This window comes from Stenotrophomonas sp. STEN225 (genome assembly GCF_056756445.1).
The window spans coordinates 1-19,648 of sequence record NZ_JBRRBV010000015.1 but is presented as its reverse complement, the minus strand read 5'-3'; the positions used below and the strand labels follow the sequence as shown (position 1 = coordinate 19,648).

17 protein-coding genes are annotated in these 19,648 nt (G+C 68.4%); 11 read left to right on the top strand and 6 right to left on the bottom strand.

Annotated elements, in window-relative coordinates; genetic code table 11:
* Positions 1 to 55: 55 nt before the first annotated feature.
* Positions 56 to 547: a methylated-DNA--[protein]-cysteine S-methyltransferase gene (locus ACVOJ1_RS14465; protein ID WP_180875687.1), complete on the bottom strand. Its 492-nt coding sequence runs from the start codon at positions 545 to 547 to the stop codon at positions 56 to 58.
* A complete protein-coding gene (locus tag ACVOJ1_RS14460) occupies positions 544 to 2,022 on the bottom strand; it encodes a DNA-3-methyladenine glycosylase 2 family protein (RefSeq protein WP_346480571.1) in 1,479 nt (492 codons plus the stop codon). The genes ACVOJ1_RS14465 and ACVOJ1_RS14460 overlap by 4 nt, the downstream gene beginning before the upstream one ends.
* Before the next feature lie 160 nt (positions 2,023 to 2,182).
* Here ACVOJ1_RS14460 and ACVOJ1_RS14455 point away from each other — a divergent pair, with 160 nt between their 5' ends.
* From ACVOJ1_RS14455 to ubiM, 4 genes are all read left to right on the top strand, one after another.
* Positions 2,183 to 3,346, top strand: coding sequence for a COG3904 family protein (locus ACVOJ1_RS14455; protein ID WP_197572446.1), 1,164 nt, complete (start codon positions 2,183 to 2,185; stop codon positions 3,344 to 3,346).
* Positions 3,347 to 3,404: 58 nt separating this feature from the next.
* Positions 3,405 to 3,959, top strand: coding sequence for a DUF4019 domain-containing protein (locus tag ACVOJ1_RS14450; protein WP_262101115.1), 555 nt, complete (start codon positions 3,405 to 3,407; stop codon positions 3,957 to 3,959).
* Positions 3,960 to 3,970: 11 nt separating this feature from the next.
* A complete protein-coding gene (locus tag ACVOJ1_RS14445) occupies positions 3,971 to 4,360 on the top strand; it encodes an MAPEG family protein (RefSeq protein WP_053518762.1) in 390 nt (129 codons plus the stop codon).
* Between the two features lie 80 nt (positions 4,361 to 4,440).
* Positions 4,441 to 5,619: a 5-demethoxyubiquinol-8 5-hydroxylase UbiM gene (gene ubiM, locus ACVOJ1_RS14440; RefSeq protein WP_197572448.1), complete on the top strand. Its 1,179-nt coding sequence runs from the start codon at positions 4,441 to 4,443 to the stop codon at positions 5,617 to 5,619.
* Between the two features lie 11 nt (positions 5,620 to 5,630).
* Here the strand turns inward: ubiM and ACVOJ1_RS14435 are convergent, their stop codons facing one another.
* On the bottom strand, positions 5,631 to 5,852 hold the full coding sequence (locus tag ACVOJ1_RS14435) for an RNA-binding S4 domain-containing protein (RefSeq protein WP_014036469.1): 222 nt from the start codon (positions 5,850 to 5,852) through the stop codon (positions 5,631 to 5,633).
* A gap of 268 nt (positions 5,853 to 6,120) precedes the next feature.
* Between ACVOJ1_RS14435 and ACVOJ1_RS14430 the strand changes: the two genes are divergently transcribed.
* The 6 genes from ACVOJ1_RS14430 (at position 6,121) to ACVOJ1_RS14405 (ending at position 15,605) form a co-directional block, all read left to right on the top strand.
* The gene (locus ACVOJ1_RS14430) at positions 6,121 to 8,091 is read left to right on the top strand and encodes a DEAD/DEAH box helicase (RefSeq protein WP_346480570.1); all 1,971 of its coding nucleotides are present in this window, start codon (positions 6,121 to 6,123) and stop codon (positions 8,089 to 8,091) included.
* Positions 8,092 to 8,240: 149 nt separating this feature from the next.
* Positions 8,241 to 10,664 carry a putative bifunctional diguanylate cyclase/phosphodiesterase gene (locus tag ACVOJ1_RS14425; RefSeq protein WP_197601097.1) on the top strand — a complete coding sequence of 808 codons (2,424 nt, stop codon included), beginning with the start codon at positions 8,241 to 8,243 and terminating at the stop codon, positions 10,662 to 10,664.
* Between the two features lie 174 nt (positions 10,665 to 10,838).
* Positions 10,839 to 12,437, top strand: coding sequence for a sensor domain-containing diguanylate cyclase (locus ACVOJ1_RS14420; protein WP_481558715.1), 1,599 nt, complete (start codon positions 10,839 to 10,841; stop codon positions 12,435 to 12,437).
* Positions 12,438 to 12,471: 34 nt separating this feature from the next.
* Positions 12,472 to 13,194, top strand: coding sequence for a pseudouridine synthase (locus ACVOJ1_RS14415; protein WP_053518769.1), 723 nt, complete (start codon positions 12,472 to 12,474; stop codon positions 13,192 to 13,194).
* Between the two features lie 74 nt (positions 13,195 to 13,268).
* A complete protein-coding gene (locus ACVOJ1_RS14410; RefSeq protein ID WP_065174678.1) occupies positions 13,269 to 14,339 on the top strand; it encodes a sensor domain-containing diguanylate cyclase in 1,071 nt (356 codons plus the stop codon).
* A 105-nt stretch (positions 14,340 to 14,444) separates the two neighbouring features.
* A complete protein-coding gene (locus ACVOJ1_RS14405; protein WP_111185809.1) occupies positions 14,445 to 15,605 on the top strand; it encodes an AAA family ATPase in 1,161 nt (386 codons plus the stop codon).
* Positions 15,606 to 15,614: 9 nt separating this feature from the next.
* Here ACVOJ1_RS14405 and ACVOJ1_RS14400 read toward each other — a convergent pair whose 3' ends face one another.
* The 3 genes from ACVOJ1_RS14400 to ACVOJ1_RS14390 form a co-directional block, all read right to left on the bottom strand.
* The gene (locus ACVOJ1_RS14400) at positions 15,615 to 16,562 is read right to left on the bottom strand and encodes a DMT family transporter (RefSeq protein ID WP_053518775.1); all 948 of its coding nucleotides are present in this window, start codon (positions 16,560 to 16,562) and stop codon (positions 15,615 to 15,617) included.
* A 60-nt stretch (positions 16,563 to 16,622) separates the two neighbouring features.
* On the bottom strand, positions 16,623 to 17,378 hold the full coding sequence (locus ACVOJ1_RS14395) for a DUF72 domain-containing protein (protein ID WP_346480568.1): 756 nt from the start codon (positions 17,376 to 17,378) through the stop codon (positions 16,623 to 16,625).
* Positions 17,379 to 17,446: 68 nt separating this feature from the next.
* On the bottom strand, positions 17,447 to 17,890 hold the full coding sequence (locus tag ACVOJ1_RS14390) for a VOC family protein (RefSeq protein WP_128990037.1): 444 nt from the start codon (positions 17,888 to 17,890) through the stop codon (positions 17,447 to 17,449).
* 110 nt (positions 17,891 to 18,000) lie between these two features.
* Between ACVOJ1_RS14390 and ACVOJ1_RS14385 the strand changes: the two genes are divergently transcribed.
* A complete protein-coding gene (locus ACVOJ1_RS14385; protein ID WP_065174683.1) occupies positions 18,001 to 19,560 on the top strand; it encodes a serine hydrolase in 1,560 nt (519 codons plus the stop codon).
* The last annotated feature ends 88 nt before the right edge of the window (positions 19,561 to 19,648 follow it).

Here is a 19,648-nt window from a genome sequence, read left to right as displayed (position 1 = left end):
CGTCCGCGGTCAGATCCCTTTCCCACGGGAAAAGGGATCTGACCCCGATCTCCCATCAGGCGAACAGCGGTACCTGGCGTTGCTCAAGCCGCAGCAGTGCTGCCTTGGTCTCCAGTCCGCCGCCGAAACCGGTCAGCGCTCCGTTGCTGCCGATCACGCGATGGCAGGGCAGGATGATCGGCAGGGGATTGCGGCCGTTGGCGGCGCCGACCGCGCGCGTCGCGCTGGGCTGGCCCAGGTGCTGCGCCAGCTGCAGGTAGCTCCAGGTCTGGCCGAACGGTATCAACGCCAGAGCCTGCCAAACGCGCAGCTGGAACGGGGTGCCGCGCGGTGCCAGCAGCAGATCGAATGTGCTGCGTTCGCCATGCAGGTACTGCAGCAGCTGTTCGCGGGCCTCGGGAAACGCGCCGGGCGCATTGTGCCAGTCGCTGCGTCCGCGCGCGGGGTGGCGGTTTTCAGGAAACAGCACGTGGGCCAGGCCACGTTCGTCACCGGCGATGGTGAGCTCGCCGATCGGGCTGTCAAAACGGTCGAACAACAACGTCATGTCGGTTCTCCAACGAACGTGCCGGACAGATGCCACAGATGCAGCACCGCATACGAGCGCCAGGGGCGCCAGGGCTGGGATCGCGCTTCGGTGGCGCGTTCGCTCAGGCGCTGCCCCTGGGCATGGCCGAGCACCTGCTGCAGCACCAGGTCACCTGCAGGAAACGCGTCGGGCTGGCCCAGGCCGCGCAGGGCGATGTACTGCGCCGTCCACGGGCCAATGCCGGGCAGGGCCACGCAGCGGGCGACGAATTCCTCCAGTGCCTGGCCGGGCCCGAAGTCGAGCTGGCCACTGACGCAGGCTGCGGCCAGTGCGCGCACGGTGGCGGCGCGGCTGCGTGGCAGACCGATCGATTCCAGAGGGGCGTCCGCCAATACCGAGGGAGAGGGGAACTGGCGGTCGAACTCCGTCGGCATGCCCGGCAGGTGGGCGCCATGCGCGTCGACCAGCCGGCGCGCGAAGGTGGTCGCCGCCGCAACGCTGACCTGCTGGCCGAGCACGGCACGCACCGCCACTTCGAAGCCATCCCAGCCGCCCGGCACGCGCAGGCCAGGGCGTTCGGCGATGCCGCGCGCCAGCAGCGGCTCTTCACCGAGCGCGGCATGCACCTGCTGCAGGTCGGCATCGAGATCGAATACCCGCCGCACGCGTCGCACGATGTCCAGTATCAGCCGCGGATCGACCGCGCCCAGCTGCAGGCGCAGTTCCGGCCGCTTCGGATCAGCCGTCACCCGCAGCAGGGTGGGTCGTTCAGGCGTGCCAAGCACGCGCTGGTAGCTGTCGTCGCCGATCAGTTCGATGCCCGGCAGGCTGCGCTTGCGCAGGAACGCCAGCATGCGCGGAAAATCCAGCGGAGGCCGGTAGCCCAGGCGCAGCACCAGGCCACCGTCATCGGCGGCCAGCGGGACGTGTTGGCGGCGCAGCGTGGTCGGTGCCATCCCGCAGCCCTGCAGGAAGGCGGTGTTGAAGCGGCGCAGGCTGTTGTAGCCCGCCGCGAGCGCAACGTCGGTGACCGGCAGGGTGGTTTCGGTCAGCAGCTGCTTGGCCAGCAGCAGGCGGTGGGTGGCGTGGATCTGGCCGGGCGTGGCGCCCAGGTGTTCCACGAACAGGCGCTGCAGCTGGCGTGCGCTGAGGCCGACCTTCGCAGCCAGTCCGGCAACCGGCTGCTCCTGCAGGAAGCCGCCGTGGATCAACGCCAGCGCCCGCTGCACGGCCTGGCCGGCCAGCGCCTGCTGTGCCTGCGGTGCCAGTTCGGGACGGCAGCGCAGGCAGGGCCGGTAACCGGCGGCAGTGGCTGCGGCCGCGCTCGGGAAATAGGTGATGTTGCGCGGCTTCGGCGGCGGCGCAGGGCAGACCGGCCGGCAGTAGATGCCGGTGCTGCGCACGGCGGTGAAGAACACGCCATCAAAGCGCGCGTCGCGGGCGAGGCGGGCACGGTCGCAGGCAGCGGTGTCGAGGACGAGGGCGGTGTTCATGCGCCCAGTCTAGGCCGCTCATGTCGCGGATACTCGCCGGATTCGGACATGGATGCAGCGGGTCGCGATCCGGGGTCAGAACCGGTTCAGTGCCACGTGCTGAATGCGCGCGCCGGGCAGGTAGACTGTGATCCTTGTTCCTGCGAAATCCGGTTGCCCGATGTCCGCCTTGATCCGCTGGTTGCCCCTTTTGTGCCTGGCCTTTGCGGGCTGCAGCCAGTTGGAGAATCCGGGCAACGTGACCGCGGCTGACAAGGCGGCACGGGCTCCGGCCAGTGATGGCGACAACATGGTGTCGATCAATGCCGCCGACGCCCCACCGCCGCCGTCCCCGCCGCGCAGCCGCGCTGATCGGCCGTGGCCGCAGGCGCAGCTCGAGAACGGCCGGGCCTGGGTCAGCTGCAGCACCGATTACGCAGCCGAAGGCGGCGACGGCGTGGAGCTGGACGGGCTGCAGCGTGAGCAGATCAGCCAGGCGCTGCAGCCGTGTGCCGAACGGGGCCTGTTGCGGGTGCGCTACAACGGCAAGATCAATCCCGGGTTCGCCGAAATGATGTGGCGCTTGGCCGTGGTGGCCGACGCGCTGGAGATCCACAAGCGCATCCTCGATCTCGACTCCAGTGGTGGCCAGGTCGAATCGGCGATCATTGCCGGCGACAGCATCGGCGAATCGGGCTGGACCATCTGGGTGCGCGAAGGATCGATCTGCCACAGCGCCTGCGTGTTCGTGCTCGCGGCCGGCGACAACCGCCTGCTGACCGGCAAGGTCGGCATCCACCGCATGATGCGCATCAGCTCCAAGGCGACCTCGCGCGCCGAGCTCAACCGCGAGCTGCACGAGGTCTACGACAACGTGAAGGATTATCTGCAGCGCAACGGTGTGGCGGTGGGCGTTGCTGATCTGATGATGACCGTGCCCAACCGCAGCCTGCGCCTGCTGACCCCCGAGGAACTGCGGCAGTTCGGCCTGGATGGCACCAATGCGGTGCAGGATGACCTGGAACGGATCAAGCAGATGCGCGCGTGTGGCGACGATTTCGTGCAGCGCAAGGACGCGTTCCTGATCGCCTTCGACCAGCAGTGCAAGCGCGACGGTGCGGACATGGAATCGATCAACAGCTGCGGCCAGTCGCTCAAGCAGCGGTTCGGTTTCCCCGATCCGGTCTGCCCCGAGGAGAGCCCGCTGTCGGAGATCGACGTGGCCACGCTGCCACCGTCTCCTCCGCCGCAGGTTCCGGTGGCGGAACAGCCGGCAGTGGAGACGGAGACCCAGGCCTCACAGGCCGATGCGGAAGCAACCCAGGGCAGCGTGCCGCTGCGCTGACAAACGCCTCACCCGGCTGGCGTAGACTGCGGTTCCTTCCGATGAACCGGTGGTGTCCATGAAGCGCGTGCTCCTGCTGCTGTCCCTGTTGCCGCTTGCTGCATTCGCCCAGGTGCCCGCGCCCGCCACGCCGGCTCCGGCGCCGGCGCGCCCGGCGCCGAGTGCGCCGGCCGCCGCGCCACCGGCGACAGCGGCACGGCCGCCCGCACCGGCCCTCAGCCCGGCACAGCAGGCGCAGGTGCAGAAGCAGGACGCGGAGATGGGGGCGGCCGCACTGAGGGCCGCGCAGATGGTCGACGCCAACCGCGCGGGCGAGTTGTGGGATGGCGCGTCGGCCGTAGCGCGGCGCGCGGTGACCAAGCCGGCCTTCATCAGCCAGCTGACCGCCGACCGCACCCGCCTGGGTGCCTTGAGTGGTCGCGGCCAACCGTCCATTACCCGGGTGAAGTACGCGGCCGGCGCCGCCGTGCCCGAAGGCCTGTACATCAATGTCAGCTTCCCGACCCGCTTCGCCAACAGTGCGCAGCCCGTGCGCGAACTGGTCTCGTTCCGCTTCGATGAGGACCAGGTCTGGCGCCTGGCCGGTTACAGCCTGCGCGCACCCGGACCCTGAAGGAGAACAGCATGGCGGCCGAACTGACAATGCTGGCGTGGTCGACGCTGCTGGGGTTTGTCTACATCTTCGCCACCTCCACGGTGGTGACCCGCGAGCGGGGCATGAAGTGGAACGCGTCGGCACGCGACGAACAGGGCCGGCCACTCAGCCCGCTGGCAGGGCGGCTGCAACGGGCCCAGTCCAACTTCCTTGAGACGTTCCCGTTCTTCGCCGCCGCCGCGATCGCGGTGGTGGTGGCCGGTCGCAGCAGCGAGACCACGGCACTGGCCGCGCAGGCGTACTTCTGGGCACGGGTGGTCTACCTGCCGCTGTACGCCGCAGGTGTGCCCTACGTGCGCAGCCTGGTGTGGCTGGTGTCGCTGCTGTCGATCCTGGCGCTGGTGTTCGCACTGCTGTGAGCCGGGTCTGATCCAGATCAAGGCCGGTCAGCTTTGCGGCGCTATGCTGGCTGCGACTGGATCGATGGCGGGAGCCGCGCATGCGCAGGATGGATGTGGTGGTGGTCGGCGCGGGGCCGGCAGGACTGTGCTTCGCACGCGCGCTGGCCGGCAGCGGGCTGCAGATCGGGCTGATCGAAGCGCAGCCACGCCAGGCGCTCGCCGAAGCGGCGTTCGACGGCCGCGAGATCGCGCTGACCCACGCGTCGCGGCAGAGCCTGGAGCAGTTGGGGCTGTGGGCACGGCTGCCGGAGGCCGAGATTTCCGAACTGCGCGATGCCAAGGTGATGAACGGCGGCTCGCCGTTCGCACTGACCTTCGCCAGCAGCCAGGTCGATGGTCAGCCGCTGGGTTGGCTGGTGCCCAATCATCTGATCCGCCGTGCGGCGTGGGACGCGGTGCAGCGCCAGGACGGCCTGGAGCTGTTCGACGGGCGCAAGGTGCAGGGCGTGCAGGCCGATGCGCAGGGCCATGTAGTCGCGCTGGATGACGGCAGCAGGCTGCATGCGCGGCTGCTGGTGGCCGCGGACAGCCGTTTCTCCGCAACCCGGCGCATGCTCGGCATCGGTGCGCAGATGCGCGACTTCGGCAAGTCGATGCTGGTGTGCCGCATGCGCGTCGAACGCGACCATCACCACACCGCGTGGGAGTGGTTCGGCTACGGTCGTACGATGGCGCTGCTGCCGCTCAACGAAGGCCAGGCATCTGCGGTGATCACGCTGCCCCCGCGGCGGATCGAGGATCTGCTGGCGATGGATGAGGTAGCCTTCGGTGAGGCCGTCAGCGGCTTCTTCGAGCATCGGCTGGGGGGCATGCAGCCGGTCGCCACGCCGCAGGCCTATCCGTTGGTGGGTGTCTATGCACACCATTTCGCAGGCGAGCGCTCGGCGCTGATCGGCGATGCCGCGGTGGGCATGCACCCGGTCACCGCCCATGGCTTCAACCTGGGCCTGGCCAGTGCCCAGCGCCTAGCGCGGGGCATCGCCGGCCAGCAGCGCCGCGGCGCGGACATCGCTGCGGCCGGCATGCTGGCCAGCTACCAGCGTGGCCATCGGATGGCGGCGCGACCGCTGTACGAGGCGACCAATGCGATCGCCAGCCTGTACACCGATGATCGGCGCCCGGCGCGGCTGCTGCGGGCAGCGGGCCTGCGTGTCGCCCAGGGCGTGGCACCGTTCAGGCAGCTGATCGCCTCGCACCTGACCCAGCGCGTGGCCTGAACAGGGTCAGATCAGCCGGCCGCCAGCACCCGGATCTGGCTGTCGGCGAATTCGACCACCTGGCCTGCGCGGATCTTGCAGGCCTTGCGCAGTTCAACTTCGCCGTCGACCCGTACCTGGCCCTCGCTGATGACCATCTTGGCCTCGCCGCCACTGGTGACCAGGTCGGCCAGCTTGAGCAGCTGCTTGAGTTCGACGTAGTCACCGTCGAGGTCGAATTCGAGAATCTGCATGGAGCGGGGGTTCCTGGGAAGGGGCGCAGGCCAGCGGCCGGGCCGGGAAAAGGGCGCGTATTGTGCGCCAGCACGGGGCCTGACGGCACGCGAAGGGAAAAACTGTACGCCTCGTTCAGGATCAATGCGGTATCATTCCGCTCTGAGCGAGTGAAATCTCCTCCGACCGAGCAGCGCCAGGGCACGCGATAAGAAGGGCGCCCAAAGCGCGGACCATCACCTTTTTTATCGCACTGCCAGGAAGACGGCAGTGCCTTCGGAGTTCCCCATGTCCCAAGATTCCCAAGCGCAGCTGCAGTTCGCGCAGCTCGGCCTGTCCGAGCCCGTGATGCAGGCGGTCACCGCCATCGGCTACGAAACCCCGTCGCCGATCCAGGCCGCCACCATCCCGGCGATGCTGGAAGGCCGCGACGTGCTGGGCCAGGCGCAGACCGGTACCGGCAAGACCGCCGCTTTCGCACTGCCCGTACTGTCCAACATCGACCTGCAGCAGATCAAGCCCCAGGCGCTGGTCCTTGCGCCGACCCGCGAACTGGCCATCCAGGTCGCCGAAGCGTTCCAGTCCTATTCGTCGAAGATCCCGGGCTTCCGCGTGCTGCCGGTGTACGGCGGCCAGCCGTATGGCCAGCAGCTGTCGGCCCTGCGCCGCGGCGTGCACATCGTGGTCGGTACCCCCGGCCGCGTGATCGACCATCTGGACCGCAGCACCCTGGACCTGTCCGAGCTGAAGACCCTGGTGCTGGACGAAGCCGATGAAATGCTGCGCATGGGCTTCATCGACGACGTCGAAGCCGTGCTGAAGAAGCTGCCGGAGCAGCGCCAGGTGGCCCTGTTCTCGGCCACCATGCCGCCGCAGATCCGCCGCATCGCGCAGACCTACCTGCAGGACCCGGTCGAGGTCACCATCGCGGCCAAGACCACCACCTCGGCCAACATCCGCCAGCGCTACTGGTGGGTGAGCGGCATGCACAAGCTGGACGCGCTGACCCGCATCCTGGAAGTCGAGCCGTTCGACGCGATGATCATCTTCGCGCGTACCAAGGCCGGTACCGAAGAACTGGCCAGCAAGCTGCAGGCCCGGGGCCTGGCCGCTGCCGCCATCAATGGCGACATGCAGCAGGCCCAGCGTGAGCGCACCATCGCCATGCTGAAGGAAGGCAAGCTGGACATCCTGGTGGCCACCGACGTTGCCGCCCGCGGCCTGGACGTCGAGCGCATCAGCCACGTGCTGAACTACGACATTCCGTACGACACCGAAAGCTACGTGCACCGCATCGGCCGTACCGGTCGTGCCGGCCGCAGCGGCGAGGCGATCCTGTTCGCGACCCCGCGCGAGAAGGGCATGCTGCGCCAGATCGAGCGCGCCACCCGCCAGCCGATCGAAGAGATGCAGCTGCCGAGCGTGGAAGCGGTCAACGATACCCGCATCAACAAGTTCACCTCGCGCATCAGCGAAACGCTCGGCGCCGGCGGCCTGGACTTCTACCGCCAGCTTCTGGAGCGCTTCGAGAACGAGCAGAACGTGCCGGCCATCGAAATTGCTGCCGCGCTGGCGAAGATGCTGCAGGGCGACACCCCGTTCCTGCTGCAGCCGCCGGTGCGTGCCCCGCGGGAAGAGCGTGCGCCGCGCGAGCGCTTCGACCGGGGCGATCGTCCGGAGCGTGGCGATCGCTTCGACCGGGGCGACCGTCCGGAGCGTGGCGATCGCTTCGACCGCAACGAACGTGGCCCGCGCTTCGAGCGTGGTCCCCGCCGTGACGACGCCGAAGGGGGTTTCGAGCAGCGTCCGCGCCGTGAAGTTCCGCCGCGCGGTGCGCCGGAGCAGGGCATGGAGACCTACCGCATCTCGGTCGGTCACCAGCATGGCGTGAAGCCGGCGAACATCGTCGGCGCCATCGCCAACGAAGCCGGCCTGGAAAGCCGTTACATTGGCCGCATCGACATCCACGACGACTTCTCGCTGCTGGACCTGCCGGCGCAGATGCCGCAGGACGTGCTGACCCACCTGCAGAAGGTGTGGGTGTCCGGCCAGCAGCTGCAGATGCGTCCGCTGGCTGCCGGTGAAGAGATCAATCCGGCACCGCGTCCGTTCAAGCCGCGCTTCGACAAGCGGGGTCCGGGTGGCCCGGGTGGCCCGCGTCGTGGCGGCCCAGGTGGCCCGGGTGGTCCGGGTGGCGACCGTGACGGCCGTCCGCCGCGTCGTGATGGCTTCAAGCCGCGCGGCCCGCGCAGCTACTGAGCCAGACCTGCCGTGATCGACAACGCCAGCCCCCGGGCTGGCGTTGCTCGTTTGTGGACCCCGGTTTCGCACCGCCCACACATTCAGGGTCATAGGCTGGGCCGGTTCGAAGGGAGGTTGTCACCGCAGCACATTCGGGGGGATCCGGGATGGGTAGGAGTGGCACGGACATTCACAGCCGCCGGGTGCCCATGTCCCGTGGGCTGGGGCTGAGGTTTGCGCTGTTGACGGGCATGGCGATCGGGCTGGTCGCATTGTCGGCGCTGATCCAGGAACTGCAGGCGGCTTCGACGGCGTGGATCGCCGGCCAGGGCTACTGGTCGCGTGGCCAGCAGGACGCCACGGCCGCTCTCAGCCGCTACCTGGCGCGGGGGGATGCCCGCGATCTGGAAGACGCCCGCCAGGCCCTGCGCGTGCCGATGGGGGACCTGCAGGGACGCCTGGCGCTGGAGCAGCCGAGACCGGATATCGAGCGTGCCCGACAGGGCTTCCTGCAGGGCGGCAACGCGCGTGCCGATGTGCCGCGGCTGATCTTTTCATTCCGTCACGCCCGTGACCTCGGTGCCTTCCGTGAAGCGACCGCCCTCTGGCGGGCGACCGACGGCGACCTGGTGGCCGTGCACCGGCTGGTCGATGAACTGCAGCATCGTCATGCCGACGGTCCACTGCCGGTCGCCGCGCGCGACCGGTACCTGCAGCAGCTCCGTGATCTCGACCGGCGGCTGCAGGTGCAGGCGCAGGCGTTTTCGCAGGCGCTGCTGCGGATGGCTGCCGCTGTAAGGATGGCGACCCTGGTTGTCGGCGGCCTGTCGGTGCTGGCGATCAGCCTGATGGCCGTCGCCCTGGCGCGACGGGTCGGCAAGGATCTGACGGAGCATGAAAGCCGCTTCCGCGCAGCCTTCTACCAGGCCAATGTCGGCATGCTGAAGCTTGATGCCGGCGGCCGGGTGCTGGAAGCCAACCAGGCGATGGCGGACATCCTCGACCATCGCCGTGACGCGCTGTTGCAGATGTCGCTGGGTGACCTGCTGATGGAAGGAGAGCTGGTCATCGACGGTGTTGGCCGGATCGACTGGGAGCGGCAGCTGCGGCCGAGCGAGCTGCGCTTCCGCCGTCGCGACGGCAGCCTGGTATGGGGGCGCTGGAGCGGTACCGGCGTGCGCAACACCGGTGGCGGACTGTCGGTGTTCGCGATTGTCGAGGATGTAAGCCAGAACCATGCGCTGGCCCGCGAGATCGAACACCACGCCAGCCACGATCCGCTGACGGGCCTGATCAACCGGCGCGAGATCGAGCGCCTGCTCGAGCGTGCACTGCTGCAGGTGCGCAGCGAGGGGGGCACGCATGCGTTGTGCTACATCAATCTGGACCATTTCAAACTGGTCAATGACAGCTTCGGCCATGCCGCCGGCGACCAGATGCTGCGCGGTTTTGCCGACTATCTGGTCGCCGCCGTGCGCGAGGGCGACTGGGTTGGCCGGTTGGGTGCCGACGAATTCGCGGTGTTCCTGGCCCATGCGGGCCAGGATGAGGCCAAGCGCGTGCTGCAGCGGGTGATCCGCAATCTTGGCCAGGCCACGTTCCCGATCAGCGAAGGCAGCCTGCAGCTGAGCTGCAGCATCGGCGTGGTCGAGGTCAGCCAGGAGGCCCCTGATGTCAACTGGCTGATGAGCGCAGCCGACAGTGCCTGTTATGCAGCCAAGCAGGCCGGTCGCAACCGCGTGCACTGTTTCAACGAGGACCGCATGGCGCTGGACGAACGGCGCCTGGAGGCCGAGCGCCTGCAGGGCGTGAGCCGGGCGATGGCCGAGAACCGCATGCTGCTCTACGCGCAGCGCATCGCGCGGGTGGGTGACCCGGGCTATCTGCACTACGAGGTGCTGGTGCGCATGCGCGACAGCGACGGTACGCTGCATCTGCCCGGCCAGTTCATGCCGGCGGTGGAGCGCTACGGCATGGCGGTGACACTGGACCGGCATGTGCTCGGCCTGCTGTTCCGGCACCTGCAGGTGTGCCCGGCGCATGTGCGCCAGCTCGGCCTGTGCAACGTCAACGTGTCTGCACAGTCGATCGCCGAACCCAGCTTCCTGGCTTTCGTCTGCGATCTGCTGGAGCGCAACCGCGTACTGGCGTCCAAGCTCTGCTTCGAGATCACCGAGACGGCCGCGATCAGCAATCTGAGCCAGGCGCGGGCGTTCATCGATGCGGTGAAGGCGCGTGGCTGCCGGCTGGCGCTGGACGATTTCGGCTCGGGTCTGTCCTCGTTCGGGTACCTGCGCCAGCTGCCGGCCGACATGCTGAAGATCGACGGCGCATTCGTGCGCGACATGGATGTCGATCCGGTCAGCCATGCGACCGTGCGCGCGATCACCGAACTGGGCCGCGAACTGCAGATGGAGGTCGTGGCCGAGTGGGTGGAGAGCAGCGAGGTGGCGGGGGCGCTGACCCGGCTGGGCGTGCAGGGGCTGCAGGGCTATGCGATCGAGCGGCCGCAGCCGCTGGAGCGGATGACCCTGACCGACCTGCGGCCGGTCAGGCTGAAGGCGGTGAAGGGCCCGCCGGCCGCAGGCTGAACGCTGGTCCGCGACGATTGTCTACACCTGCATGCCACGGACGGCTGCGATAATGCACGCCAGGGGCGACGCGCAGTGGGCGCGGGCGTAAGCAGAACAGGATGTGGCGTGGTCGTCAGGCAGTGGCAGTACGGAACTGGGGTGGTGCTGGTCGTGCTGCTGGTGTGGTTGGCAATGCCGTGGCCTGCGCAGGCCGGTGCGGCGATGCACGGTCCCGACTACCTGCTGGTGGGCGTTGCCACCGCCGAGCCTACGCCCCATCGCGCCTGTACTGCGCAGATGCTGGCCGGGCCACGCCAGCAGGTGCGGGTGCCGGCGCCGCCGGCGGGCTGGTCGGGCGAACCCCAGGCGCTGGATGTGTTCAATGTGTTCGCGGGCGAGGTCCAGGTACGGCACGGCGACCGGGAGATCTGCGGCGACATGCATGATGCGCGTACCCGCGACTCGCGTTTCCGTGCCGGCGTGGGCCTGGTTGCGGTGCCGCCGGCCGGCAGTCACGAGCCATTCCTGGTCTCGTGGCAGACGCCGCTGAAGGATCGTTGGGTACCGACGCTACGGCTCGGCGCACCCAGCCCAGTGCAGCAGAACGACACTGCGCGGCTGCTGGTCCGCGCGGCCTGCATCGCGGTGGCGCTGGCCTTGGCGCTGTCGGCGCTGATGGCCTATCTGACCACCCGTGATCGCAGCTTCCTGGTGTACATCGCGGGTACCGGCGTGCTGGTGCTGTGGCAGGCCATCCTCGGAGGCCTCAGCGGCTATCCGGAGCCGTGGCTGCCGGTCGGCACGCGTGGCGCCTGGTGGCTGCTGGCGCTGACGGCAGCGAGCCAGGCAATGGTGCTGCCTGCCCTGTGGTGGCTGAACGGTGGCGACCGGTTGTGGCCGAAGTCACGCCTGCTCCAGCAGATGGTCCTGTGCGCCCTGCTGGGCGTAGCCGCGCTGGTGCCGTGGCTGCGCTGGGATCAGCTCGGATGGGTCGCGCAGGGGCTGCAGGTGACCTACCTGGCCGGCTGCGGCGTCTCCCTGCTGATGGGGATAGGGGCGCGGTGGCGTGGCGACCGCTGGGCACTGGCTGGATTGGCGGCGCTGGCGCCGATGCTGGTGCTGATCGGAGCCGACGCCTGCGCTGCGGAATGGCTGCTGGAGTACCGGGTGGAGGCGCTGCAGCTGGCGATCACCTGGCTGCTGATGATGGCGGCCTACGCCCTGAACCTGCGGCTGGGACGCCTGCGCCAGCAGCGTGACGAGATGCGCCAGCTGGCCGAGACCGACGGCCTGACCGGGCTGCCCAACCGCCGCGCCGGTCTGCGGGAGCTCGGCCATCATCTGGAACGGGTGGATCGTGAGCGTGGCCCGATGGTGATCGGCTTCCTCGACATTGATCTGTTCAAGGACATCAACGACCGCCACGGGCATGAGGTGGGTGACCAGGTACTGGTCGCCGTGGCCCGTGCGCTGCGGGCCGCCGTGCGCAGCCAGGACCAGGTGGTGCGGATGGGCGGCGAGGAGTTCCTGCTGCTGATGCCGGGGATGCCGCGCGAGGCGGCGGCGGCGCGGCTGGATCGCCTGCGCCAGCGCATCACCGAGGCCTGCCAGGCCCTGCAGGTGCCGGGGCTGGAGGTGACCGCCAGCATCGGCCTGGCCCAGTGGCGGCCGGGCGAGGACGACCTGGCCGCGCTGCTGCGCCGGGCCGACCATGCCATGTACGTGGCCAAGCGCGCGGGCCGTAACCGGGTGTTCGACGGCGAAGAACTGGATCCACCCGCACCAGCATGAACCTGACAAGACGGCGATGCCGGATAATAGGGCGATGACCACCCGACTCAACAAACATATCGCCGATACCGGCTTCTGCTCCCGTCGCGAGGCCGACCGCCTGATCGCCGCCCGCCGGGTCACCGTCAACGGCCATCCGGCCGGCACCGGTGCCGTGGTCGGCGAGGGCGACCAGGTGCTGGTCGACGGCCAGCCGCTGCGTGCCCGTACCGCACGCAAGCCGGGGGCGCGCCGCCACGTCTACATCGCGCTGAACAAGCCGGTCGGCGTCACCTGCACCACCGAAAGCTCGGTGAAGGGCAACATCGTCGACTTCGTCGGCCACGAGCAGCGCATCTTCCCGATCGGCCGCCTGGACAAGGAGTCGGAAGGACTGATCCTGATGACCAGCAATGGCGACATCGTCAACCAGATCCTGCGTGCCGAGAATGGCCACCAGAAGGAGTATCTGGTGGCGGTGAACAAGCCGGTCACCGACGAGTTCCTGCGCGGCATGGCCCGTGGTGTGCGCATCCACAACCAGATGACCCTGCCTTGCCGCACCTCGCGCATCGCCAAATTCGGGTTCCGCATCACCCTGGAGCAGGGCCTGAACCGGCAGATCCGCCTGATGGCGGCGGAGTTCGGTTACCGCGTCACCCAGCTGCGCCGCGTCCGCATCGACAACATCAAGATCGGTGCGCTGAAGCCGGGCCAGTGGCGCAACCTGACCGAGCAGGAACTGCACGGCCTGCTGCCGCAGCAGCAGGACTGGTGAACGACAGCGGTCGGACGTCGGCCCGGCCGCGCATCGGATAGACTCCGCCGAGACCTGCCGGAACATGACGCTGCATGATCAAGCCCGACAAGCCCGCCAATGAAGCGCTTCGCCTGGAAGCGCTGTACCGCTACCGCATCCTTGATTCGGAACGCGAGAGATCGTTCGACGATCTGGTGGTGATCGCCAAGGCGGTCTGCGGCACGTCGATGGCGGCCGTCACGCTGATCGACGTTGAGCGGCAATGGTTCAAGTCGATCCAGGGCATCGATGCCACCGAGACCCTGCGCAGCGAATCGATGTGCGGCCATGCGATCCTGCAGCCGCAGGAAGTGATGGTGGTCGAGGACGCACTGCAGGACGTGCGCTTCCATGACAATCCGGTGGTGGTGGGCGATCCGCACATCCGCTTCTACGCCGGCGCACCGCTGATCAGTTCCGACGGACTGCCGCTCGGGACGCTGTGCGTGTTCGATGCGCGCCCGCAGCATCTGGAACGGGCCAAGGCCGAGGCACTCAGTGCGCTGTCACGGCAGGTGATGCTGGTGATGGAGCTGCGCCGCTTTGCACTGGACATCCAGAAGCACATGCTGGAACGCGATGACTACGAACGCCTGTTGTCCGAGTATCACGATGTGCTGCTGGCACAGAACGCGGATCTGGCCGAACAGAGCCGTACCGATGCACTGACCGGGCTTCCGAACCGGCGGGCGATGGCGGTCGCGCTGGAAGAGTCCCTCGCCGATGCCGATGGCCAGCCACGACAGGTTTGCGTGGCATTGCTGGACATCGACCACTTCAAGAGCATCAATGATTTCCACGGGCATGCGACCGGTGACCGTGTGCTGGCCGAACTGGGGGCATTGCTGCGCGCGCATTTCGCCGGCGGCGGAACGGCGGCGCGGTATGGCGGCGAGGAATTCGTGGCGGTGATGCCGGACACGGATCTCCACGCGGCAGGCGTGCAGTGCGAGTTCCTGCGTATGGCCGTGGGCAACCTGCCGCTCGGCTTTCCGGTCACGGTCAGCATCGGCGTGGCCATGCATCGCGCCGGCGACAGTGTCGACCAGACCCTGGCCCGTGCCGACGCGGCGCTGTACCGGGCCAAGGGCAACGGACGCAACCGCGTGGAGTTCGCGGACTGAGCCGGCCGCCCGCAACCGGCGGCCCCATCGCTGCATGGCGCCGGGTCGCAGCGGGTGCGAACGCTCCGGGTCACCATGGTTGCCTTGTTTCCAAGGATGACCACCATGCTGCAGACCCTGGCCGTCGCCAATTATCGCTCGCTGCATACGCTGGTGCTGCCGTTGCAGCAGCTGAACGTGATCACCGGCGACAACGGCAGCGGCAAGTCCAGCCTGTATCGGGCGCTGCGCCTGCTGGCTGAAACCGCCCAGGGCGGGGTGGCCTCAGCGCTGGCGCGCGAGGGTGGGCTGGGCTCGGCGCTGTGGGCAGGGCCCGGCAGGATCGACCGCCGGGTAGCTGCAGGCGAGATTCCGCTGCAGGGAGGGCCGCGACAGGAGCCGGTAGGCCTCAGACTGGGTTTCGCCACCGATGACTACGGCTACGCCATCGACCTCGGTTACCCGCCGCCCAGCCTGTCGGCATTCGCCCTGGACCCGCAGATCAAGGTCGAAGCAATCTGGGCCGGTCCCTTCCTGCGCACAGCCAGTCAGCTGGTGGATCGCCGGGGCGGGATGGTGCGGCAGCGCCATGCACGTGGCTGGGATGTGCTGGACGACCGGTTGTCGCTGTTCGACAGCCTGTTCACCCAGGTAGCTGATCCGCAGCGCATGCCGGAGACCTTCGCCCTGCGCGAGTACATCCGGCGCTGGCGCTTCTACGATCACTTCCGCAGCGATGCCGATGCCCCGGCACGGCAGCCGGCGATGGCCACGCGTACCCCGGTGCTGCACCACGATGGCCGCGATCTGGCCGCAGCGTGGGTGACCATCCTGGAAAACGGTGACCCGGTCGCGCTGGCTCGCACGGTGGACGATGCCTTTCCCGGGGCTTCGGTGGGATTCGAGGTGCTGGATGGACGGATGGTGCTGCGGTTCCACCAGCCCGGCCTGCTGCGGCCGCTGTCGATGGCCGAACTGTCCGACGGCACGCTGCGTTTCCTGCTGCTGGCTGCTGCCCTGCATACGCCGCGGCCGCCGCCGCTGATGGTGCTCAACGAACCGGAAACCAGCCTGCATCCTGACCTGCTGCCTGCGTTGGCGCGGCTGATCGTGGCGGCCAGTTCACGCAGCCAGGTGTGGGTGGTGTCGCACGCCAGCCGCCTGATCGCCGCTCTGGAGCAGGCGCCCGCCTGCCATTCCGTGCATCTGCACAAGGAACACGGCCGCACGCTGCTGAGCGGGCAGGGCCTGCTGGACGCGCCGGCATGGCACTGGCCGCGGCGGTGACGTGCCCGCTCAATCGGCGACGTTGCGGGCCTCCGCGGTGCCGAGGATTTCCGGATGCTGCAACGGCTTGCGGCGGTTCAGCAGCGGATGCAGGAAGACCGCACCGACGATGATCGCCACGCCCAGGTAGAACCAGGGAGTGACTTCGTGCTGCTCGCGCAGCAGCAGTACCGCCAGCAGCACCGCATACACCGGTTCCAGGTTGGTCACCAGCTGCACGGTGTAGGCGCTGAGGTGGCGCAGCGCGACCAGGGCGAGGGCGAACGGCAGCAGGGTGCAGATGCCCGCCAGTACCAGCAGCAGGATGCCGTCGTGCAGGTCCGGCACCACCCACAGCGGGCTGGCCAGGGCCGGCAGCAGGTAGGGCATCAGCGGCGCAAGCAGGGTCAGCGTCAGGGTGCCGGCCCCCAGTTCAAGCGCAGTCACCGTCAACGGATCGGCGTGGCTGACCATGCGCTTGTTGAGCGAGCCGAACACCGCCACCAGCAGTGCAGACAGCGCGCCAACCAGAACCCCCAGCCGCATGCCATCCGGCACGCCCCCCACCACCAGCGCCACGCCCGGCAGAACTGCCAATCCGAAGGCCAGTTCGCGCAGCTGGAACGGACGCTTGGCCACCCACGGCTCGATGATCGAGGTGAACACCGGTGCCAGCGCGATGCAGGTCGCCGCCACCGAGGCATTGGCCAGTTTCACCGCACCATAGAACGTCAGCCAGTGCAGGGCGACCAGCGCACCGATGCCGGCGTATCCGGCCACCACCCGCAACGGCAGCGTGCGCAGGCCGCGCCACACCCGTGGCAGCAGTGCCAGCATCGCCGTCACCAGCAGCATGCGCCACCACACCAGCGGCAGCGCCGGCAAGGTGATCAGCTTGCCCAGGATGGCCGTGACGCCCCACAACAGGACACAGAAGTGGATCTGCCAAAGTGCTTTGCGGGTGTCGGGCGTGCTCATCCGCCTATTGTGCGGCAAGGCGGTGACCGCTGGGCGTCGGCAGCTCGATCCTGGCCGCGTTTACCGCCCCTGAGACACGAGCAGGTCGTCCAGCCGCCGCTGCAGGGCCATCGCCGCGGCCGGATTGCGTGCCTTGCCGGCACCGATGCAGAGCAGGTACACCTCTCGTGGCGTCGATGGGGCGGATCCGGCAAGGCATGGCAGGTCGTCGACCGGCTCGCCGACGGCCCAGCGCCGGGCGCGTTCGGCCCAGCGCTGCTGCGTGGCGGCAGGCAGCCCCTGCAGCAGACGGGCCTGGCTGCGCTTGATGCGCGCGTAGACGAAGCTGGCGGTGACGTCGCCGTGCAGCGGGGCTTCGTCGCTGTCTTCGATGACCAACGCCACCCCGTGCCTGCGCGCGGCAGTGACCAAGGATGCGCTGTGCACCTGCGGATTGCGGATTTCAACAGCGTGCTGCAGCGCCAGGCCATCGAGCTGCTTCGGCAGCTGGGCCATCAGCGCGTCCAGTGCCCCGGCATCGGCAGGATGGCGGGGATCGAACTGCCACAGCAGCGGCCCGAGGCGGTCGCCCAGGGCGATCGCTGCCTGCAGGAACGGCGCGGCGGCCTCGACGGTGCCGGACAGGTCGCGACGCTGCACCAGATAGCGGGGTGCCTTCAGGGAGAAGCGGAAGCCGGCCGGAGTCTGCGACGCCCACTGCGCGCACTGGGCCGGGGTCGGGGTGCGATAGAAGGTGCCGTTGATCTCGATGCAGCGCAGGGCACGGCTGGCGTGCGCCAGTTCCTCCCGCTGCGGCAGGCCGGGCGGATAGAACATGCCGCCGCGCCATTCCGGGAACACCCAGCCGCCGATGCCGCAGCGGATGGGGGCGGGTGCCGGCGCGGTCACTGGCGGTGGTCCGCGCGCCAGGGATCGTAGCTGCCGAACCACCACACGTAGCCTTCCGGATCGGCACAGGCGTAGCCACGGCCGCCATACGCCTGGTCAGCAATGTCGATCACGATGCGCGCGCCGGCCGCCTTGGCCCGCGCATAGTGCGCGTCGGCGTCGCTGACGATCACGCAGGCGCTCTGGGTCTGGCGGCCCCCTGTTTCGTCAGGCATCACCGCCAGCTTCGACCACGCGCTGTCGTTGCTGGTCGAACCCAGCATGATCATGCCGTGCCCGAACACCAGCTGCGCGTGGAACACCACGTCGCCATCGGCGTACACCGCCTGCGCCTGGAAGCCGAACGCGCGCTGCAGCCAGTCGATCGCCGCCAGCGCGTCGCGGTAGCGCAGGCATGGAATGATGGTGGATCCACTGCTTGATCGGCCGTTCTCGTCCATGGCACCCCTCCTATGGCACAGGGCACGATGCGCCGGCGACCGTTACCATCCCGCGAAACCCCGGTGATGACCTGCACATGGCCGCGACCCCTGCTCGGAGATGGTTCTGGATGAATACCTGGATTGGAGGAGCCGTGCTGCTGGCCTGCACGACCATGGCGAATGCTGCAACGCCCCCGCAGCTGCAGGATCTGGATGCGACCGTCGAGCGCGTGCGTGCGCAGTTCGACGTGCCGGGCATCGCCGTTGCCGTGGTCAAGGACGGCAAGGTGGTGCTGGAACGCGGCTGGGGCGTGCGTGAGCAGGGCAGGCCGGATCCTGTGCAGGCCGATACCCTGTTCGCGATCGCCTCCAATACCAAAGCGTTCACCGCCACCTCGCTGAACCTGCTGGCCGAGGACGGCAAGCTGAAGATGGACGACAAGGTGATTGACCACCTGCCGTCGTTCCGCATGTCCGATCCGTTCGTGACCGGGCAGATGACGATCCGTGACCTGCTCTCGCATCGCAGCGGCCTCAGCCTGGGCGCGGGCGACCTGCTGTTCTGGCCGGCCACCGCCTACAGCAATGCCGAAGTGGTGGAGCGGCTGGGCAAGGTGCCGTTGAAAGGGGGATTCCGCGAGAGCTATGCCTACGACAACATCCTGTACGCCGTCGCCCAGCAGGTGATCGAGCACGTTTCCGGCATGAGCTACCAGCAGTTCCTGCAGACCCGCATCTTCGACAAGGTGGGCATGGCGGGCACGCGCTACAACGCCGACCACCTGCGGCCCGGCGACAAGGCGGCCGTCGGACACGCCAAGTACGATTTCAAGGATCTGCGCACCGTCGCACCGCTGACCTGGTCGAACAATGCCGGGGCCGGCGGCATCTATTCCAGCGCGCACGACATGGCGCGCTGGATGCAGGTGCAGCTGGCCGAGGGCGCGCTGGCCGATGGCAGCCCGCTGTTCACCGCGAAGAGCCAGCAGCAGATGTGGCGCATGATCACGCCGCAGTCGATTCCGGCGCCGAGCGTGCCGGAGCTGGCACCGGCGCGGCCGAACTTCGCCGGTTACGGCGAAGGCTGGAGCCTGAGCGATTACCGCGGGCAGAAGCTGGTCTGGCACACCGGTGGCTGGCCGGGCATGGTCTCGCGGCTGACGCTGGTGCCGGGCGAGAAGCTGGGGGTCGTGGTGCTGACCAACCAGGAAGTGGGCGCTGCGTTCAACGCGATCACGCTGAGCGTGCTCGATGCCTATCTGGGTGCGGAGAAGCACGACTGGGTGGACGCCTATGCCAAGGCCGTGGCCAAGGGCCAGGACAAGGCCGATGAGGCCTGGGCCAAGCACCAGGCAGCGCGTGTCAGGGGCAGCACTCCCTCGCTGCCGCTGGCCGGTTACACCGGCACCTTCCGCGACCGCTGGTATGGCGACATGCAGATCAGCACGGAAGGCAAGGGGCTGCGCCTGCGCTTCATGAAGACCGCGCAGCTGAGCGGCCGGCTGGAGCACTGGCAGCACGACACCTTCATCGTGCGCTGGGACGACCGTTCGCTCAATGCCGATGCCTTCGTGAACATCAGTCTCGACCCGGATGGCAAGGTGCGCGAGGTGCGCATGCAGCCGATCTCCGACCTGACCGATTTCAGCTTCGACTTCCAGGACCTGCTGTTCACCCCGGTCAACTGACGGCGCCGGGGATGGGCCCGCGCGCACGCGGCGGGGGGTGCACTGAAGCCCCCAGGTCGGTTGCGCCCGGCCCAGCCCGGCGAACAAG

Bases quoted from the DNA above. Each gene is read 5' to 3' on its own strand.
- ACVOJ1_RS14450 (WP_262101115.1), top strand. From the start codon at position 3,405: ATGAAGCGCGTGCTCCTGCTGCTGTCCCTGTTGCCGCTTGCTGCATTC.
- ACVOJ1_RS14425 (WP_197601097.1), top strand. From the start codon at position 8,241: ATGGGTAGGAGTGGCACGGACATTCACAGCCGCCGGGTGCCCATGTCC.
- ACVOJ1_RS14465 (WP_180875687.1), bottom strand. From the start codon at position 547: ATGACGTTGTTGTTCGACCGTTTTGACAGCCCGATCGGCGAGCTCACC.
- ACVOJ1_RS14445 (WP_053518762.1), top strand. From the start codon at position 3,971: ATGGCGGCCGAACTGACAATGCTGGCGTGGTCGACGCTGCTGGGGTTT.
- ACVOJ1_RS14460 (WP_346480571.1), bottom strand. From the start codon at position 2,022: ATGAACACCGCCCTCGTCCTCGACACCGCTGCCTGCGACCGTGCCCGC.
- ACVOJ1_RS14405 (WP_111185809.1), top strand. From the start codon at position 14,445: ATGCTGCAGACCCTGGCCGTCGCCAATTATCGCTCGCTGCATACGCTG.
- ACVOJ1_RS14455 (WP_197572446.1), top strand. From the start codon at position 2,183: ATGTCCGCCTTGATCCGCTGGTTGCCCCTTTTGTGCCTGGCCTTTGCG.
- ACVOJ1_RS14400 (WP_053518775.1), bottom strand. From the start codon at position 16,562: ATGAGCACGCCCGACACCCGCAAAGCACTTTGGCAGATCCACTTCTGT.
- ACVOJ1_RS14390 (WP_128990037.1), bottom strand. From the start codon at position 17,890: ATGGACGAGAACGGCCGATCAAGCAGTGGATCCACCATCATTCCATGC.
- ACVOJ1_RS14395 (WP_346480568.1), bottom strand. From the start codon at position 17,378: ATGTTCTATCCGCCCGGCCTGCCGCAGCGGGAGGAACTGGCGCACGCC.
- ACVOJ1_RS14435 (WP_014036469.1), bottom strand. From the start codon at position 5,852: ATGCAGATTCTCGAATTCGACCTCGACGGTGACTACGTCGAACTCAAG.
- ACVOJ1_RS14415 (WP_053518769.1), top strand. From the start codon at position 12,472: ATGACCACCCGACTCAACAAACATATCGCCGATACCGGCTTCTGCTCC.
- ubiM (WP_197572448.1), top strand. From the start codon at position 4,441: ATGCGCAGGATGGATGTGGTGGTGGTCGGCGCGGGGCCGGCAGGACTG.
- ACVOJ1_RS14430 (WP_346480570.1), top strand. From the start codon at position 6,121: ATGTCCCAAGATTCCCAAGCGCAGCTGCAGTTCGCGCAGCTCGGCCTG.
- ACVOJ1_RS14410 (WP_065174678.1), top strand. From the start codon at position 13,269: ATGATCAAGCCCGACAAGCCCGCCAATGAAGCGCTTCGCCTGGAAGCG.
- ACVOJ1_RS14420 (WP_481558715.1), top strand. From the start codon at position 10,839: ATGCCGTGGCCTGCGCAGGCCGGTGCGGCGATGCACGGTCCCGACTAC.
- ACVOJ1_RS14385 (WP_065174683.1), top strand. From the start codon at position 18,001: ATGAATACCTGGATTGGAGGAGCCGTGCTGCTGGCCTGCACGACCATG.